The following is a 19656-nucleotide window of genomic DNA, read 5'->3' as shown; positions in this document are numbered from 1 at the left end:
GATGAGGAATAGTAAATTTGTCGTTCTTTTTAGAGAGCTAGCGGCTGGTGGGAGCTAGTAAGAAAGCAAGTTGAACTCGCCTTCTGAGTCTGCCCGCGTGAAACAGCGTGTGTCGTTTCTTCCGCGTTAAGGAAGCTTGAGCCGAGTGTAATCACTAATTTGGGTGGTACCGCGGGAGTACAAATTCTCTCGTCCCTTCTATAAGAAAGGGACGGGTTTTTTTATTTTTTAAATATTTTGTCAATTATGATGAAGAGCAGCATGATTCAATCGAAGGAGGAAAAAGAATGAGTTTTAATCATCTACAAATTGAAAAAAAGTGGCAGCAATATTGGGCTAATAACAAAACATTCAAAACTGAAAATGAAACAGCGAAGCCTAAATTTTTTGCATTAGATATGTTTCCATATCCATCTGGCGCTGGACTGCATGTAGGACATCCAGAAGGATATACAGCGACAGATATTTTATCACGCTTTAAACGTATGCAAGGCTACAATGTATTACATCCAATGGGCTGGGATGCTTTTGGTTTACCAGCTGAGCAATATGCACTCGATACAGGAAATGACCCAGCAGAATTTACAGCTAAAAATATTGCAACTTTTAAACGCCAAATTCAAGAGCTAGGATTCAGTTATGATTGGGATCGCGAAATTAACACGACGGATCCAGAGTATTATAAATGGACACAATGGATTTTTATCCAGCTTTATAAAAAAGGTTTAGCCTATGTGGATGAAGTAGCTGTTAACTGGTGTCCAGCGCTTGGTACGGTATTGGCTAACGAAGAAGTAATTGATGGGAAATCAGAGCGTGGTGGGCATCCAGTAGAACGTCGACCAATGAAACAATGGATGCTTAAAATTACTGCGTATGCTGATCGTTTAATCGACGACCTAGAAGAAGTTGATTGGCCAGAATCTATTAAAGATATGCAGCGCAACTGGATTGGTCGTTCAGAAGGGGCAGAAGTAACATTTGCTATTGATGGTTCAGATCAAAACTTCACGGTCTTCACAACACGCCCAGATACATTATTTGGTGCTACATATTGTGTACTTGCGCCTGAACATAAATTAGTAGAACAAATAACGACAGCTGAGCAACGTCAAGCTGTTGAGGCATATTTAGAAAAAGTGAAAATGAAATCTGATCTTGAGCGCACAGATTTAGCAAAAGAAAAAACAGGCGTATTCACAGGTGCTTATGCAGTGAATCCGATTAACGGGAAAAAAGCGCCGATTTGGATTGCTGACTATGTGTTAGTATCTTACGGTACAGGTGCTATTATGGCGGTGCCAGCACATGATGAACGTGACTATGAATTTGCGACTGCATTTGGTTTAGACATCGTTCCTGTACTTGAGGGTGGGGACATTAGCAAAGAAGCATTTACAGGTGATGGTCAACATATTAATTCTGAATTCCTTAATGGTTTAAATAAAGAAGATGGCATTGCGAAAGCAATTGAATGGTTAGAGGAAAAAGGCGTTGGAGAAAAGAAAATTTCTTATCGACTACGTGATTGGCTATTCTCACGTCAGCGTTACTGGGGTGAACCAATTCCAATGATTCATTGGGAAGATGGCACGATCACACCTGTTCCAGAATCAGAATTACCATTAGTGCTTCCAAAAACAGATAATATCCGTCCATCGGGTACTGGTGAATCACCATTAGCTAATATTGCTGAATGGGTGAATGTTGTAGATCCAGAGACAGGCAAAAAGGGTCGCCGTGAAACAAATACAATGCCACAGTGGGCTGGGTCTAGCTGGTACTTCTTACGCTATATCGACCCTACAAATACAGAGGCGATTGCAGATCCAGAGTTACTAAAACGTTGGTTACCAGTAGATATTTATATTGGAGGAGCGGAGCATGCAGTACTGCACTTACTTTACGCTCGCTTCTGGCATAAAGTTCTTTATGATCTAGGTGTTGTTCACACGAAAGAGCCATTCCATAAATTATTTAACCAAGGTATGATTCTTGGTGAAGGTAATGAAAAAATGTCTAAATCGAAAGGTAATGTTGTAAACCCTGATGAAATCATTTCATCACATGGTGCCGATACATTACGTTTGTATGAAATGTTCATGGGACCATTAGAGGCATCTGTTGCATGGTCAACAAATGGTTTAGATGGGGCACGTCGCTTCTTAGATCGTATTTGGCGTCTATTTGTTAATGAAGAAGATGGAGCCATTTCATCAAAAATTCAAGTGTCTAACGATCAAACACTTGAAAAAGCATACCACCAAACAGTGAAAAAAGTGACAGAGGATTACGAAGGTATCCGCTTTAACACAGCTATTTCACAGATGATGGTATTTATCAATGATTGCTATAAAGCTGACGTTATTCCAGCAGAGTATGCGGAAGGCTTTGTTAAAATGCTAGCACCAATCGCGCCGCATATTGCAGAAGAGCTATGGCAGCTATTAGGCCACGATTCAACACTTTCTTACGAGCAATGGCCAACATACGATGAAACGAAGCTTGTGGATGATGAAGTGGAGATTGCCGTGCAAGTTGCTGGTAAAGTCCGTGCAAAAATCGTCGTAGCGAAAGATGCTTCAAAAGAGGATATCGAAAAAGTAGCGCTTGCTGATGAAAAAGTACAAGAATATATGGCAGGAAAAAACCTAGTGAAAATCATCGTTATTCCAAGCAAACTTGTCAATATTGTCGTTAAATAAAATGATCTAAATAATAAAAATGTACATCACTAAATGAAATTTTAGTGATGTACATTTTTTTTCGTGAAGGGTTTATAGTGGATAATTTAAAAAACTACACTCGATAACTATCGGAGTGCAGTTCAAATGATGATGTTTAAATAATTAATCCAACAATAATAGCTGTTAGGATACTGACAAGTGTGGCTCCGTACAATAACTTTAAGCCAAAACGAGCAACGACATTACCTTGTCTTTCATTCAACCCTTTAACTGCTCCGGAAATAATACCGATGGATGAAAAGTTGGCAAAGGATACAAGGAATACCGAAATAATGCCCAGTGTACGTTCACTCATGGACTCTGAGACGTCGCCAAGGTTGATCATGGCAACAAATTCATTCGTTACTAATTTGGTAGCCATAATTCCACCTGCGGAAACAGCATCTGCCCATGGGATACCCATTAGGAAAGCGATTGGGGCAAAGATATAGCCTAATATTTCTTGGAAGGAAATGCCGATAATCATATCAAATAATGAATTGATTAAATCCATTAAGGCTACGAAACCAATAAGCATAGCGCCGACAATGATAGCTACTTTAAAGCCATCCATTATATATTCTCCAATCATTTGAAAGAACGCTTGCTTATGCTCATCTTCAATTGTTAAGATATCTTCCTTTTCCTCTACCGTATATGGATTAATGATGGAAACAATTATAAATCCACCAAATAAGTTCAAAACAATGGCTGTTACAACGTATTTGGGCTCAATCATCGTCATATAAGCTCCAACCACTGACATCGAAACTGTCGACATAGCTGATGCGCATAATGTATACATACGCTGTGGCGCAATCTTATCTAATTGTTTTTTGACTGTAATGAATACTTCCGATTGTCCAACCATTGCAGAAGCAACAGCATTATAGGATTCCAATTTCCCCATTCCACTTACTTTACTCAACAGTAATCCTATCCATTTCATGAAGAAAGGGAGAATTTTAAAATGCTGCAAAATCCCAATTAAGACTGATATAAAGACAATCGGTAATAATACAGCTAGAAAGAACGGAGACTCTCCTTCATTTGCTAATCCACCAAAAACAAATGATATCCCTTCATTTGCGTAAGACAATAAATGATCAAATACTTTGGTGATTCCTTTGATTAAAACAAAACCAACCGTCGTATTGAGTAGTAAAGCTGCCAATAAAAATTGGATGATTAACATCACCACTATATATTTATATTTTATTTCTTTTTTGTTTTTACTCATTAATAAAGCTAAGGCAAAAACAAGTAACAATCCACAAAAGGATATTAAGTATCTCATAAGTTCCTCCATAAGTATGTGTAATATTTTGTCCTGATGTTCCAAATTCAGAAGAACAGCTAAAGATCTTAATTAGTCAGACGTCAGACAAACAATCTCACTATAACAGTTTTTTTGCTAGTTATTCAATAGATAATAGAAAAAAAGTATGCAACAGGGCATACGAATACGATAAATACAGCTCTATAACAAGAAAAGCTCATGTTAAAACACTTTTTATTGTGTGAAGTTTTTAAAATTTTATGACCAACGTGTAAATGAAAACGTATTGCTTTTAGGAAACCAACTAGGGAAGTGAAAGGGTATAGGAGTGTTTGGGAAGTTCTGACCATTGTAGCAAACGTACGAGTGGTGTTATTTAAAGATGCAGAAGAAGGTATTCAGGATGTATTTTTTTACCTAATCATTATTTACGAAAACATAAAAGACATATATTTAGTTAACTAAAGACGAATGCCTGACCTCCATATATTTTAGGGTTCAGGCATTTTTTCTATAGTATCGGTCTGAAGCATTAATTGATAAATGCTAGAGATCATAAAGCTTGTTGCTAATCCGTAAAGCGCATTGAAGCTTAGAGCAACGCCAATTCCTACGAGGATAGATAGCAGTATGACAAACCAACTATGTTTATGAATACGGCGATTCGTAAATAAAAGAATTAACATAAACGGTAGTATGGTAATATGCAGGAACGCGAAAGAATAAATAACCCCTAAAATCGTTAAATCGATAGATAAGAAAAAAGTAAGTAAAATGACCATAAGTCCAATTAAGTAAAAATAATAGGGTCTTTTCTTCATAAAAAACCGTTTTGTTGCACGCATATCTACAAGTAAGGACGTCACAACGGCTAACAGAACAATGACAAGGAAAGCGAATGTCAGAAACCCAGGCTGTACTTCATATAAGAACGTAAAAATTAGCACTTGAAACTGACCAAAGGAGCCACTGTATAAAGCAATCATTAAAATAGCTGTAAAGGATAATGTTAATAATGCTAAAATCACACCTGATGAAAATAGGCTGCGACGTATTTTTTTTGGCTTGATAAATGCAATTAAATACCATGTTGATTTATCGAAAAGTACTTGTCCTAAAACGGCTAATTGAATAATGACATAGAACAGGAGGATTTCGCTATTTTTAAAATAAAATAAATAAGGGTGGTATAAGCGAATGCCTTCATAAACGGTGCTTGCTCCATTTTGTACAAAGTAGTAAATAGGGATAAAAATAAGTAATGAAAACAGGGCGATGATAAATAAAATTTCTAGCCAAAGTATACTTTTCACAGACATGATGCGATCAAGCAGTAACATACCGGTTAGAAATAAAAAAAGCGTAATGGGTATCGGGATATTTAACATGATTTCAGACAAGACACTAATGCTAATTAATTGAATTAACCAAAGTTCAATGCTTGTCAAAAGGTAAAACAGTCGTATCACTTTTAAATTCATACCACTCAATTTTTGTTGTATGGTAAAGAGTAAAAAGCTTTGGGTATGCTGGTTTTGCTTGTAATTCCTTTTATTTAACAAGGAGCTCAATACAATAAACGAAATAGCTGTTGCTAATGTATAACAAATGCCTGCCATAAAGCCAAAAGAAATAAGGGCTGAGGGAGAGGACAATAATAAATTACCGTTAATCCATCTTGCTAAAAGTATGATGACGCCTGCTGCTGTGCTTAAACTTGCAAATGGTACGAGCAATGAATATTTTTTTAACATACCATCAAATACCTTTACTCATTTTAGCGGATTTATATTGACGTGGCGATTGATTATACTTTTTCTTAAAGGCCACACTAAAATAGTGTTGGCTATTAAATCCACAGCTCTCCGCAATTGCAGACATGCTTGCATCCAGGTTTTCATTTATTTTCTTCACGGCCATTTCGAGGCGGTAATTATTTATATACTCATTAATTCCAATAGACTGCTCCTCCAAAAATTTACGACTTAAGTAGCTTGGATTCAAATGGATCTTTTCTGCAATAATATTTAAACCGAGCTTTTCATAATAGTTTTCATGGATATAGGAAAGCGCGCTTTGAATCGCATCATGGTTGGAGCTCCATACTTTATATTTCTCTACAATCGCATCTAATTCACTAGCAATAACAGGTTTTGTAAGATAATCTTTTACCCCGATACGCAATGCTTGCTGGGCATATTCGAAGGTCTGATAAGCGGTCACCATAATGATGTCTATTTCATACAATTCTTTTAATTCCTTACTCAAGGTGATGCCATCTTTCCCAGGCATTTGAATATCCAAAAAGGCGATAGTCATACGGTGTTTTTTAGCTAATTGCAAAGCTTGTGAAGCGTCCTGAGCAGTATGGAATGTCCAATTAGGGAAATGTGGCTTTAATAAATAAATCATTTGCTCAAGCTCTAAAGGCTCATCATCTGCGATTAATATATTCATGTTGAGGTTCTCCTTTCATATTCAAATGAGTAGAAAGCCTAAGCGGGAACGTGGATTGTAACTGTGTAAAACTGTTCATTATTTTGAATCGAAAATAAAACATTTTCGAGACCATAAATAAGCTCAAGCCGTTGTCTAATATTTTCAAGACCATAACCTTGCTGTAATTCATCTTCTAGCTGCTCAATAGCAGTTTCTATCTTTTCTAAGGGCTGTGTATTTTTTATTTCTATTAATAAGATCTTGTCCATTTTTTTTATCGTAATGGATAACTCAGCAGGTCCTATATGCTTTTCAAAGCTATGTTTATATGCATTTTCAATAATGGTCTGCAAAATAAATGGAGGTATTTGTACAGATAGAGCTTCATCATCCATATCCTTATGAATCGTCAAACGATGTCCAAAGCGTAACTGTTGAATATTTAAATAGCTATCCATGAATTGTATCTCGTTCTTTAATGCGATTAAAACCTCATGATTATTGTATTTAAATTTAAAAAACGTTGCTAAGGCCTCAATACCCGCAACCAAATCTTCCTTACGATTGATGCGGGCTAGGCTTAGCAATGAATTTAATGCGTTAAAAAAGAAATGTGGTTGTATTTGCTGATTTAACTGAAGAATATTCGCTCGTTGTAAATCCTGCTTGAGCTCTAAACTTCTTTTTTCTTCCTCAAGGCTATCGATTTGTTTTTCGAAAATAAATATAAAAGTAAGCAGAAAAGCTCCAATAATTGGAGCAATTACACATAGGAGAATATATATGTTGAAGGTTTCTAGTTGTAACATAATGATCTCTCCATTTATTTTATAAGTGTAAGATACATTAAACTAAATTTTCTGCAAAATGGCAAGCTACCTTATGTGTTGCAGTGATTTCTCGTAATGCTGGAACTTCTGCTTTACATTTCTCTGTGGCGAATGGACAACGTGTGTGAAAGCTACAGCCAGTAGGAGGATTAAGAGGTGACGGTAGGTCTCCTTTTAAAATAATGCGCTCCTTGCGATGTTGTTTGTCGATTACTGGAATAGAAGAAAATAATGCTTTTGTATAAGGATGATATGGCTGTGTGAAAAGGGAATGCTTATCAGCAATTTCGACAACCTTTCCAAGATACATGACCATGATACGATCTGAAATATGTCGAACAACACTTAAATCGTGCGAGATAAATAAAAATGTTAAATCTAAATCTCGTTGTAGCTGCTTTAATAAATTTAAAATTTGTGCTTGAATAGAAACGTCAAGAGCAGAAACCGATTCATCACAAATAATAATTTTAGGATTGACTGCAAGAGCTCTTGCAATTCCGATACGTTGACGCTGACCACCAGAAAATTCATGTGGATAGCGCTCTAAGTATTCAGGACGTAATCCAACAAGCGACATTAATTCAATCATGCGTGCCTCTTGTTGTTCAGGTGGTACTATTTTTTGAATAGACATGGCCTCTGTTAACATTTTACGAATGGTTCTTCGCGGGTTAAGGGATGCATAAGGATCTTGGAAAATAATTTGGATGTCCTTGCGTGCAGCACGTAGCTCTTTTTTGTTCATATTCACTAAGTTTTTACCAAATAACATTACTTCTCCAGAAGTAGGTTCATCTAATCTTAAAATAGAACGCCCCGTCGTTGATTTTCCGCAGCCAGATTCTCCAACAATGCTAAGTGTTTCACCAGGCATAATGTCAAAGGAAACACCATCCACAGCTTTTACAATTTGCTGAGGACCGAAGAGCTTTTCTTTTTTTAAGAAAAAATGCTGTTTTAAATCATTTACTTGTAAGAGTGGTTGTGTTTGTTGCGCTGTTGTCATACTGTCATCTCCTTCATCATTGTTTGCCCTCGCCATTCATTGCTGTACATCCAACATCTTACTTTTTTCTCGTGCTCCACAGTCATAAGCTCAGGTTGTTGTTCATGACATAAATCTGTAGCAAATGGGCAACGTTCTGCATAACGACAGCCAACCGGATAATTGTATGGACTTGGAACAGTTCCGTGAATAGTAGATAATTCTTCTTGCTCTTCATAGAGCTTTGGTAATGATTGTATTAATCCATTTGTATAGGGGTGTAACGGTTTTTCAAAAAGACTTTCTGTTGTGCCTTCTTCTACAATCTGCCCTGCATACATAACAGCAATTTTATCGCAAATTTCTGCTACAACACCTAGGTCGTGAGTAATGAAGATAATGCTCATGCCTAATTGCTTTTGCAGATTTTGTATAATTTCAATAATTTGAGCTTGAATGGTTACATCAAGTGCCGTTGTAGGTTCGTCTGCAATTAAAACATCTGGTGTACACGCTAATGCCATCGCGATCATAATGCGCTGACGCATCCCACCGCTTAACTGGTACGGCTCCTGCTTCGCTCTTTTTTCTGGTGCAGGAATTCCCACTAGACGGATCATATCGACGGCCTTTTGCCATGCCTCTTTACGTGATAAACCTTGGTGTAAGCGAATAGATTCAGCAATTTGCTCCCCAACGGATAACACAGGATTTAGACTTGTCATAGGCTCTTGGAAAATCATGGATATTTTATTGCCTCGAATTTTGCGTAATTCCTCATCTGATAATTTTAAGATGTCTGTATTATTTAAGAGAATCTCACCGTTGATGATTTTACCAGGAGGTGACGGTACTAAACGAAGTAACGATAGGGAGGTCATTGATTTCCCACAACCAGATTCACCAACAATGCCTAGTGTTTCTCCCTTTTGAAGTATAAAGGAAACATCATCCACAGCTTTGGCAACGCCTTCACTCGAATAAAAATAAGTTTGTAAATTTTTTACTTCTAACACGGTATTTTGTTTCATCGCTTTTTCCCTCCCTAGTTTAAATCCATTCGTTTATTAAAAATTCGATATAATATGTCTACGAAAAGATTAATGAAAACAAATATTAATGAGGCTACGAGAACGCCGCCTTGAACAACAGGTATATCTCGTGTACGAATAGCATCTACAATCATTCGTCCTAAGCCGTTGACAGCGAACACAGATTCTACTAATACTGTTCCCCCAAGTAAACTACCAAACTGTAAGCCTACAACTGTAATAACTGGAATTAAGGCATTGCGTAGTGCGTGTTTTAAAATGATAATATAGCCTTTTAAACCTTTCGCCTTCGCTGTTCGAATATAGTCTTGGTTCACAACCTCTAGCATACTAGAGCGAGTCATACGCGCAACGATTGCAGCGCCACCAGCACCTAGTGTGACCGCTGGTAGAATAATATGTTTGGCACTATCCCAACCTGCTACAGGAAGCCAGTGTAGCTGTACAGAGAAAACATACATCAATAAAATACCTAACCAAAAACTTGGTAGGGAAATCCCTAATAAGGCGACAATCATTAGTCCAACATCCATAAACGAATATGGACGGATTGCTGAGATGATGCCGGCAATCAACCCCAAAATAATAGTGATTAAAATACTATAAAAGGCTAGCTCAATTGTAATTGGTAAACGTGCAGTAATTTCCTCAAATACAGGTTGTTTATTTTTTAACGAATGCCCCATATCTCCCTGTACAAGATTTTTAATATAATCTGTATATTGGATAGCTAATGGTTTATTAAGCCCTAAATTTTCACGTAATTCTTCAACCGTTTCTTGAGAAGCTCCTTCTCCTGCTAAAATAATGGCGGGATCACCAGGGATCATTTGCATAATTAAAAAAACAACAAGCGTCACACCAAGGGTCACAGGAATAATTTGAGCGAGCCGTTTTATGATAAATAATGTCATGTGTCTTCTCTCCTTTAATTTTTCATTCTTGGGTCTAGCGCATCGCGTAAACCATCGCCAAATAAGTTAAATCCTAAAACAAGGATGGAAATCATAATACCAGGGAATAGCGCCATATAAGGAGCAGTAAATAAGAAATCTCTTCCGTTTGATAGCATGGCACCCCATTCAGGAGATGGTGGCTGTGCCCCTAATCCTAAAAATGATAGACCTGCTGCAGATAGAATAGCCGTTGCTAAACGCATAGATGCTTGTACAATAATCGGTGATAAAATGTTCGGGAAAATATGTTTAATTAAAATCGTCATATCATTTGCTCCGAGTGTTTTGACAGCATCGATATATTCTAGTTTTTTAACTTCCATTGTCGAGCCACGTACGATACGAGCAAACATGGGAATAGAGAAAAAACCTACTGCAATTGTGACGTTAATTAGACTTGGCCCTAATGCACTGACAATAGCTAGAGCTAACAAAATACCTGGAAAGGCAAGCATGATATCTAAAATTCGACTAATAATAGAATCAACCCATTTACCATAATAACCAGCGATAAGTCCTAGGAATGTGCCAATCGATCCACCAAATAACACAGCTGAAATACCAACTCCAATGGATAAGCGTGAACCATATAAAATTCGACTTAAAATATCTCGTCCTTTGTCATCGGTGCCCATTAAATGATCTAAACTTGGCCCTTGTAATTTTTGATCTAACTGTACGTCGTAAGGATCATAAGGTGCTAGAATAGGTCCGATAAGAAACATCAATATATATAGAAGAATGATGATGCCTCCAGCGACCGCCGCTTTATTTTTTTTTATTTTGTTTAGGAAAGAGACAAGATTCTTTTTTCTAGAGGCCTTGCGTGCATTCACTAAAACAGAATGATCGATAGTAGTAGTTACTTTATCCATATCGAATCTCCTTTTCTATTTGATTTGTTTTCAATTTAGTGAAAAGCGTAAAGAATGTAAATGATTAATGGAGTATTAGTCAGAAAATTTAAAAAACATGTAAAGATTTTAAAAAACAAGTGAATTTTATTTCTTTATAATTCGAAATGTAAGGATCAAATCATATAAGGAGGAAATGTTTATGAAGAAAATGAAGTTGATTTTATTTATGACACTCATTACCGTACTTGTTTTACAGGCATGTTCAACTGCAAGTAATCAAAGTTCAGAAGGTTCCAAGGAGGGATCAAAAAGTGTAGGAGGAGAATTAGTTGTTTTAAGAGCATCGGATGCGACAAGCCTTGATCCTCATTTTATTACAGATATTCCGTCAGCAAATATTATCCATGGCAAAATATATGAAACACTTGTTGCTTTTGATAGAGATCGCAAAATTGTTCCATTACTTGCAAAAGAGTGGGAGCAAAAAGATGATGTCACTTGGACATTTACATTAAATGAGGGCATTAAATTCCATGATGGAGCAGATTTTAACGCAGAGGCTGTTAAAGCTACATTTGATCGTATTTTAGATCCTGCAACTGGTTCACCACAACGTGATAAATTATCAATGATTAATGAAGCAGTGGTAGATGATACGTATGTTGTCACGTTGAAGTTAAAAGAACCATATGCACCGCTTTTATCTATTTTAGCAAGTCAAGAAGGTAGTATGATCAGCCCGAAAGCTATTGCGGAAGCGGCTGATGAATTAGCAACACATCCAGTAGGGACAGGTCCATTTGTATTCGAGGATTGGAAATCAGGTCAAGCAATTACATTAAATACAAACAAAGATTACTGGGGCACTGTACCGAAAGTAGATAAAGTAACATTTAAAGTCGTACCAGAGGACTCTACTCGTTTAGCAATGATTGAAAGTGGAGAAGCACATATCGCTGAACAAGTACCCGTAACAGAGATTGACCGCATAGAAAATTCTTCAACGATGAATTTATTCCGTGCCGAAGGACTTGCAGTAGAATTTATCGGTTTCAATGTGAAAGATGCACTATTATCAGATGTAAAAGTACGTCAGGCAATTAGTTATGCAGTTGACCGCGAAGCAATTATTAGTGGCATTTATGATAATGTAGGTACACTTGCAAATTCGGCAATGAGTCCTAAAATTATTGGTTATTCTAGTGAAACAAAACCATATGACTATGATGTAGTAAAGGCAAAAGAGTTACTAAAAGAAGCTGGCGTTAAAGAAGGAACAAAAGTTAAATTACTGACAAGTGACCGTAAAGAGCGTATCAATATGGCTGAGGTTATTCAATCTCAATTAAAAGGTATTGGATTAGATGTTGAAATTCAAGTAATGGAGTATGGTGCATTTATTTCTGAAATCACGAAAGAACAGCACCAAATATTTATTAGTGGTTGGGGTAATGCTACTGGGGATGCTGATTATAACCAATTTAATCTATTCCACACGGCTTCTATGGGACCTCCAGGCAACCATTTCTACTATTCAAATCCAGAGGTAGACAAGCTAATTGAGCAAGGGCGTTCTGAGTCAAATCAAGAAGCACGTAATGAAATCTACAAAAAGGCAATGCAAATAGAGTTAGATGAAGCTGTATACATTCCAGTTCGTAACTATGAGCATTTAGCAGTCTACAGCAATGCTGTGAAAGGTTTCTGGTTAGACGCATCTAACTACACAATAATCGGTGGCGTTGAAATTGTAGAATAATCGAATTTGGTGAAAGATAAAAAATACCAATTGGGAGGAAACTATGAGTAAACTATTGCTGAAAAATGTAAGATTAGAAGAAGCATATGAGCATGAAAATGAACATATTGTTGCAACTCGTACAGGTATTTATGATGTCCTAATCGTAGATGGGCATGTTCAACAAGTGGATAACAATATAGTGGTTGACGGAGACGTAGAAGTAGTGGATGCTCAAAAGCAACTATTAGTCCCTTCTTTCCGAGAAATGCACATCCATATCGATAAAACGTATTTTGGTGGGGAATGGCAAGCGCCAAGACCCATTACTAAAGGGATATTAACGCGTATTGAAGAAGAAAGAACGTTATTACCAAAGCAATTACCAACGGCTGCTTATCGAGCAGAGGAAATGGTGAAGTGGCTTATTTCTCAAGGACATACACATATTCGTTCACATTGTAATGTGGACCCACAAATTGGGACAAAACACATTGACATAACAAAGCAAGTATTAGAAAAATATCAAGAGCAAATCACCTATGAGATTGTGGCTTTTCCACAACATGGCTTATTACGCTCCAATGTGGAAGAATTGATCCGTGAAGCAATGGCAATGGGCGCAACGCTCGTTGGGGGCGTTGACCCATCCATTGTAGATCGCAATATTGAGAAATCACTGCACACAACGATGGGTATTGCCCAAGACTATAATGCAGGAATAGATATTCATATTCATACAGCTAACACACTTGGTGAATTTGAATTTTATAAGCTAATCGAGTTAACGAAACAGGCGAAAAAAGAAGGACGAGTGACAATTAGCCATGCGATGGCACTTGCCGATTTAGAACAGTCACGATTAGAAGATTTAGTACAGGCGATGGCTGCTGTACAAATGGATGTCACAACAACTGTACCAACAGACCTGAATCGTTCAACAATACCAATGCCTTATCTTTATAACAATGGTGTAAAGGTTTCTGTAGGACATGATAGTTTAACAGACCATTGGTCACCATACGGTACGGGCAATACGATTATGAAATTAAATGTGATGGCACAGAGATTCCGTTTTATCGACGAATATTCATTAAGTCGTGCTTGGAAATACGCTTCTGGTGGTATCACACCTTTGAACGACGCGGGAGAACGTGTTTGGCCACAAGCTGGTGATAAAGCCAATATGCTGTTAGTAGATGGCGTTAGCACTGCTCATGTTATAGCAAGAAGATGCCCAATTTCTACTGTTATTTCACAGGGCAAAATTATTCACCAACAGGAAGTAGGAGAGTTGAAAGGAGAATTCAGATGAAGCACTGGCTTACAAATGTTCTACTTGAAACAGGAGAATATGTAAAAGAAAATGATACAGTTGGTACGAAAGTGGAGCTTTTTAACCTTGAAATTACAGATGGCTTTATTTCTCAAATTGTACCAGCAACGCAGGTAATCGATTCTCCAAATGAAGTAACAAATATGAACGGGAAGCTGCTATTACCTGCCTTTAAGGAAATGCATAATCATTTAGATAAAACATACTTAACTTTACCGTGGAAGGCTTGTGTACCCGTAAAAAATTTAAAGGAAAGACTTGATCGTGAAGCACAAGAGTTATCCGTTCTTGCTACAACAGGTAAACAACGTGCAGCTGCAATGATTGAGAAAATCGTTAAGAATGGCGCCAACCATATTCGTACTCATGTTAATATTGATCCTTACATTGGCTTGAAAAATTTAGAAGGTGTACTAGCGGCATTGGATGAATATAAAGATGTCGTGACATCCGAAGTCATTGCCTTCCCACAGCATGGCTTACTAAGAGATGATGTCCCTAAATTATTGCGTGAAGCCTTACGCAATGGGGCAACGATGATTGGCGGCCTAGATCCAGCAGGGATTGATAATTCAATTGAGCCTTCTCTTTATGAAGTGATGGATATCGCACAGGAGTTTAATGTAGATGTTGATATTCACCTCCATGATGGTGGTCATGTTGGGTATTATACAATCGATAAATGGATAGATATCGTTGAGGATGCACAATATCAAGGTAGAACGGCGATTAGTCATGCATTTTCACTTGGGGATGTATCCGTTATGGAACAGCATAAAATCGCTGATCGTCTCGCACAACAGCAAGTGAAAATTATGTCTACTGTGCCATTCGATTTAAGACGTTTAATTCCACCAATTGATTTACTAACAGAGCACGGAGTAGATGTCCACTTTGGATGCGATGGCTTTTACGATTCTTGGAGTCCTAATGGCTCTGGAGATATTTTAGAAAAAGCGACTACTTTTGCTGATATTTCTCGTAAGCTAGATGAACGCTCTATTCGACAAACATTAAAATATATTACAAATGGTGTAACACCATTAGATGCAAATGGTCAGAAGGTTTGGCCGAATGTGAAAGACGAAGCAAGTTTTGTATTCTTTGACGCAGTATCAAGTGCTGAGGTCATTGCACGTAAACCATCTAACCGAGTGGTTATGTCAAATGGTAAGTTTATCAACTAAGTATAAATCTAAATCCCCCTTATTTAGATATGATAGCAAACTAGAAATCTTCTAGTTTGCTATACTTATGTTTTAATAGAAAAGATTAATAAAGGAAAGGGAAGTAGATTTTTAATAGTTGACCCAGAACTTATGTAGAAGTCTCTTTACATGCAGGTACGATTAATATGAAGCAATTCACTATCTATATGATTTTATTTAGCTGTGTATTTTTTTGGGCCAGTAACTTCATTATTGGCTCGATTTTAATTGAACACTGGGCTCCTATAACAGTCGCCATTTTTAGGCTAATTATCATTGTTTTATTTTTGGGATGTATTAGTTGGAAAGCTATTACCCGAACAATATTTACGCGCAAGAATTTACTATTGTTGGTCATTGCAGGAATACTGGGCGTTTCCATTAATCACTATAGTTTTTATGCCAGCCTTCAGCATACTTCTCCTATCACTGCGGCTTTAATATTAGCCTGTGCACCGATTATCACATCATTACTGAATAAATTGATTTATCATGAATCACGGAACGGCATATTTTGGCTAGGTGCAATCATTTCATTTGTAGGAGTTGGTCTTATCATTACAAAAGGAGCTCTCATCACCATTTCTATTGGTAAGGGAGAGGTGCTAAGTTTAATTACAATGCTAAGCTTTTCCTTCTTCCTTATTATTGTGAATCATCTTAGTCTAAAAATGTCAGCTCAGTCCATCACCTTTTATACAAATCTAATTGGCTTACTGATGCTTATACCATTTTCTTTTACTATATTGCCGCAAACAAATTGGCAAGTAACATACCCCTATTGGATTTTGCTAGTTTTATCAGCAATCGTTATTCATGGGGTTAGTAATTTAATGTGGAATCAAAAAATGAAGGAAATAGGCTCGACGAATGCTTCGCTGTTATTGAATTTTGAGCCAGCTATTGCCATGCTGTTGAGTGCGATTTTTTTAAAGCAATTTCCTACCAGTGTCCAAATTTATGGCTCCTTACTGATTTTACTAGGGATTTTGCTATGTATTTATTATAAAGAAATAAAAGTTATGCTTTTTATGAAAGGAAAAACAAATTAAAAAATGTATTTTTCTGTACAGTATGTTAGAGGTAGCTTCTAACATGCTGTTTTTTTGTAGCGCTTGTTTTATTTTTTTACAAAAACAATATGACTTCGAAAATCGTCTTGTTCCAGATTAATTGTATTCTATAAGAAGCAATTGATTTTGTTTAGTTGCCATTAATATTCAATTTCCTGAAATAAAAATGTATATTTGAATAATAAAAATAGGGAGCGATTGAAAGCTATTTATAAAATATGCATACTCTGTATTGTCAATAAATTATTTTTTTGAAAATTTAAGTAAAAACAGAATTGATTTTTAATTTTTATTGCTACTTCTAAAAATTAAAATTTCGTACATTTATATGGTGAAATTCTCTTTTGTTCTAAAAATTTCTATTATTCATTGATTTGATCTGCTTCTTTTTTAGAGAAGTGAGCATAAAAATATTGTTGGTAAAATAAGACGTATACAACATCAGAATGTGAAGTTATGCACAAAAATAATTATATTAATATAATTAATAATGCCTGGGATAATAGAGTAGAAAAGTAATATTAGCTAAAAGCTGTCATGTTTTTTGTAGGAAAAACGAATTTATACTTAGAGACTGTAAGGTTTATGTGATGAAAATCATTGATGAAAAAACAAAATACTTTTTGGAGAAATAATATTTTTTAGAAAAACATCTTGCATTTGAATAATTCTAAGTGGTAAATTGTTTTACATGGACGTTCATAGAATTTTCACAGGTAGCAAAAGAGGGGAGAAATGAGAATTTATGAATAAAAATAGATGGTTAATTGCATTATCTGCAATCGCTATTCACCTTTCAATCGGTGGAGCCTATGCATACAGTGTATATAAGCTACCGATTGTCACAGAAATGGGATGGAGTGAAACAAAGGTAACGGTTGCCTTTACCATTATGATGGGGCTTGCAGGTTTCTCTGCCGCATTATTTGGTAGCTTAGTAGAAAAAATGGGGCCACGTAAATCGGCGATGGTAGCAGCTGTCTTATTTGGAGCAGGACAAGCTGGTGCGGGTGTAGCGATTTCAATGGATTCTGTTGTCATGTACTGGTTAACATATGGTGTTCTTAGTGGATTAGGTATGGGGATTGGTTATATAGCCCCTGTATCAACACTTGTAAAATGGTTCCCAGATCGCCGTGGTCTAGCAACAGGTATGGCCGTACTTGGATTTGGATCTGGTGCATTAATTACAGCGCCAGTCGCAGCCAACTTAATGGAGGCAGTTGGCATTTCTACAACGTATTTTATTTTAGGGGCAAGTTATTTCACGTTGATGATTTTAGGGGCTTCATATATAGCGCCGCCTAAGCCTGGTTATATGCCAGCGAATATGAAGGCAGCTGCCGATAAAGGCAAAGAAGTAGTAAAGAAAGATTTAGCAGTGATGTCAGCGCGTGAGGCTGTCAAAACAAAGCATTTCTGGATGTTATGGTCCATGCATTTAGTCAATGTAACTGCGGGGATTATGATGATATCTGTTGCCTCTCCGATGGCACAGGAGATTGTTGGTCTATCAGTTGCAGGTGCTGCTGCAATGGTAGGCATAATGGGGCTATTTAATGGTGGTGGTCGTTTAATTTGGGCCGCTGTGTCTGATTATATTGGTCGTTCAAACGTTTTTGTTATTTTCTTTACAGCACAATTAATTACATTTATTGTCCTACCACATACAACAAACGTAATTATTTTCCAAGCACTTATTTTCTTAGTTGTTAGTTGCTACGGTGGTGGATTCTCGAATTTACCTGCATTTGCTAGTGATCTATTTGGTACAAAGCAACTTGGCGTTATTCATGGCTATTTATTAACAACTTGGTCATTAGGTGGTATTTTCGGACCATTGTTAGTAAGTACAATTAAAAATGCTTACGGAAGCTATATTCCTGTGTTCTATGTATTTGCTGGGTTAATCGCAGCTTCCTTAATTATTTCGTTAACACTACGTGCAGATGTACGTAAACAAACTGCTTTAAAAGCAGCACAAAATGTTGGAGATGTCTCCGCTACTCAATAAAGTGAGCTTTCAATTGAGACAGGAACTATATAAGTGTCATTTCGCACATGGCACTTATATAGTTATTTTTTTGTAGCGATTGTTATATAACAATTTTCATTTCTTCGTTTAATGTATAACAGTGTATACTTGATGTCAATAACATGACTGGAAATGAAGTGATTTTGTTATTAAAAGAGGAATTTTGTAACGAAATGCACAATGAGGGACAATACGCTAAAATTTGAATCTTTTCTCAACTGTAAACGTATATAAGGTAATTAGGAGGGATGAATCTTGGGGAAATTTTCTTTAGATGAATTTGTTCATAAAACACAGCAAGATGACAATGAAAATGATTATTTTGAATTGGAAACTGAACGAGTATTAGAAGTGAATCTAAACGGTGAAGTATGGTCAAAAATGGGTGCAATGATTTCCTATACGGGTGATATTAAATTTGAACGTGAGCGTGTGCTGGAGCATGGTCTTGGTAAGATGTTTAAGAAGGCTTTAACAGGTGAAGGCACGCAATTGATGAAAGCAAGCGGAAAAGGAAGACTTTATTTAGCAGACCAAGGAAAGAAAGTAACGGTCTTTGATTTGAAAAATGACAGTATTTGTGTAAACGGAAATGATTTACTTGCCTTTGAACCTAGTATTGAGTGGGATATACGCTTAATGCGTAAAATGGCTGGCATCATGTCAGGTGGTCTATTCAATGTAACACTACAAGGAACAGGGAAAGTAGCCATTACAACCCATTTCGAACCATTGACATTATTAGTGAAACCAGGTGAAACAGTTTATACTGATCCACATGCTACCGTTGCATGGTCAGGAAATTTAACACCTGAGTTTAAAACAGATATCAGCTTCCGTACATTTATCGGTCGTGGCAGTGGCGAATCCATTCAGATGGCATTTTCGGGTGAAGGCTTTGTCATTATCCAGCCGTTTGAAGAAGTTTATATGTCTAGTGAAAGCTAAAAAGAGCGTGTCCGTTTTTTTCTTGGACACGCTTTTTCATAGTGTTGAAAAACAAAGCAATCAATAGCATTTTTGTGAAAGATGAAAATGGATTTCCGTTGCTGGCTACTTGCTTTCCTGTGGGCGAGCCGCTTCCTCCGCTACCGCTCTGTGTAGGGTTTCAACTGTCTCACTATCCCACGGGAGTTAAG

Annotated in this window: 15 protein-coding genes and 1 other annotated feature (1 of these 16 only partly in view); of the genes, 7 read left to right on the top strand and 8 right to left on the bottom strand. The window is 36.8% G+C overall.

Annotated elements, in window-relative coordinates; all coding sequences use genetic code 11:
* Positions 1-200, top strand: a binding site (T-box leader) (it extends 11 nt beyond the left edge of the window).
* 87 nt (positions 201-287) lie between these two features.
* Positions 288-2705, top strand: a complete 2418-nt coding sequence (gene leuS / locus V6670_RS17300) for a leucine--tRNA ligase (RefSeq protein ID WP_338651764.1) — start codon at positions 288-290, stop codon at positions 2703-2705.
* A gap of 136 nt (positions 2706-2841) precedes the next feature.
* On the opposite strand, the gene V6670_RS17295 is transcribed toward leuS, so the two are convergent.
* The 8 genes from V6670_RS17295 to V6670_RS17260 form a co-directional block, all read right to left on the bottom strand.
* Positions 2842-4023 (bottom strand): nucleoside transporter C-terminal domain-containing protein, encoded by a 1182-nt coding sequence (locus tag V6670_RS17295; RefSeq protein WP_338651763.1) that lies wholly within the window; start codon positions 4021-4023, stop codon positions 2842-2844.
* A 473-nt stretch (positions 4024-4496) separates the two neighbouring features.
* Positions 4497-5759, bottom strand: coding sequence for a permease (locus tag V6670_RS17290; protein WP_338651762.1), 1263 nt, complete (start codon positions 5757-5759; stop codon positions 4497-4499).
* Between the two features lie 4 nt (positions 5760-5763).
* Positions 5764-6462, bottom strand: a complete 699-nt coding sequence (locus tag V6670_RS17285) for a response regulator (protein WP_338651761.1) — start codon at positions 6460-6462, stop codon at positions 5764-5766.
* A 38-nt stretch (positions 6463-6500) separates the two neighbouring features.
* On the bottom strand, positions 6501-7253 hold the full coding sequence (locus V6670_RS17280; RefSeq protein ID WP_036118768.1) for a histidine kinase: 753 nt from the start codon (positions 7251-7253) through the stop codon (positions 6501-6503).
* A 37-nt stretch (positions 7254-7290) separates the two neighbouring features.
* The gene (locus tag V6670_RS17275) at positions 7291-8283 is read right to left on the bottom strand and encodes a dipeptide ABC transporter ATP-binding protein (protein WP_338651760.1); all 993 of its coding nucleotides are present in this window, start codon (positions 8281-8283) and stop codon (positions 7291-7293) included.
* Complete coding sequence (locus V6670_RS17270; protein ID WP_338651759.1) at positions 8280-9293, bottom strand: ABC transporter ATP-binding protein; 1014 nt, start codon at positions 9291-9293, stop codon at positions 8280-8282. Before V6670_RS17270 ends, V6670_RS17275 begins: the two co-directional genes overlap by 4 nt.
* 14 nt (positions 9294-9307) lie before the next feature.
* Entirely contained in the window at positions 9308-10228 is a 921-nt protein-coding gene (gene nikB / locus V6670_RS17265) for a nickel ABC transporter permease (RefSeq protein WP_036118771.1), read from the bottom strand.
* 14 nt (positions 10229-10242) lie between these two features.
* Positions 10243-11145, bottom strand: coding sequence for an ABC transporter permease (locus V6670_RS17260; RefSeq protein WP_036118772.1), 903 nt, complete (start codon positions 11143-11145; stop codon positions 10243-10245).
* A gap of 181 nt (positions 11146-11326) precedes the next feature.
* On the opposite strand from V6670_RS17260, the gene V6670_RS17255 reads away from it, so the two are divergent.
* The 6 genes from V6670_RS17255 (at position 11327) to V6670_RS17230 (ending at position 19465) form a co-directional block, all read left to right on the top strand.
* Entirely contained in the window at positions 11327-12886 is a 1560-nt protein-coding gene (locus V6670_RS17255) for a glutathione ABC transporter substrate-binding protein (protein ID WP_338651758.1), read from the top strand.
* 43 nt (positions 12887-12929) lie between these two features.
* On the top strand, positions 12930-14180 hold the full coding sequence (locus V6670_RS17250; RefSeq protein ID WP_338651757.1) for an amidohydrolase family protein: 1251 nt from the start codon (positions 12930-12932) through the stop codon (positions 14178-14180).
* Complete coding sequence (locus V6670_RS17245; protein ID WP_338651756.1) at positions 14177-15388, top strand: amidohydrolase; 1212 nt, start codon at positions 14177-14179, stop codon at positions 15386-15388. Before V6670_RS17250 ends, V6670_RS17245 begins: the two co-directional genes overlap by 4 nt.
* 167 nt (positions 15389-15555) lie before the next feature.
* Positions 15556-16461 (top strand): DMT family transporter, encoded by a 906-nt coding sequence (locus V6670_RS17240; protein WP_338651755.1) that lies wholly within the window; start codon positions 15556-15558, stop codon positions 16459-16461.
* A gap of 766 nt (positions 16462-17227) precedes the next feature.
* The gene (locus V6670_RS17235) at positions 17228-18496 is read left to right on the top strand and encodes an OFA family MFS transporter (RefSeq protein WP_036118777.1); all 1269 of its coding nucleotides are present in this window, start codon (positions 17228-17230) and stop codon (positions 18494-18496) included.
* A 276-nt stretch (positions 18497-18772) separates the two neighbouring features.
* Positions 18773-19465 (top strand): AIM24 family protein, encoded by a 693-nt coding sequence (locus tag V6670_RS17230; RefSeq protein WP_036118779.1) that lies wholly within the window; start codon positions 18773-18775, stop codon positions 19463-19465.
* Positions 19466-19656: the final 191 nt, after the last annotated feature.

The organism is Lysinibacillus sp. Y5S-8, assembly GCF_036894365.1.
GTDB classification, from domain to species: domain Bacteria; phylum Bacillota; class Bacilli; order Bacillales_A; family Planococcaceae; genus Lysinibacillus; species Lysinibacillus fusiformis_D.
The sequence above is the reverse complement of the archived record's forward strand: the minus strand, read 5'-3'. Positions and strand labels throughout refer to the sequence as shown.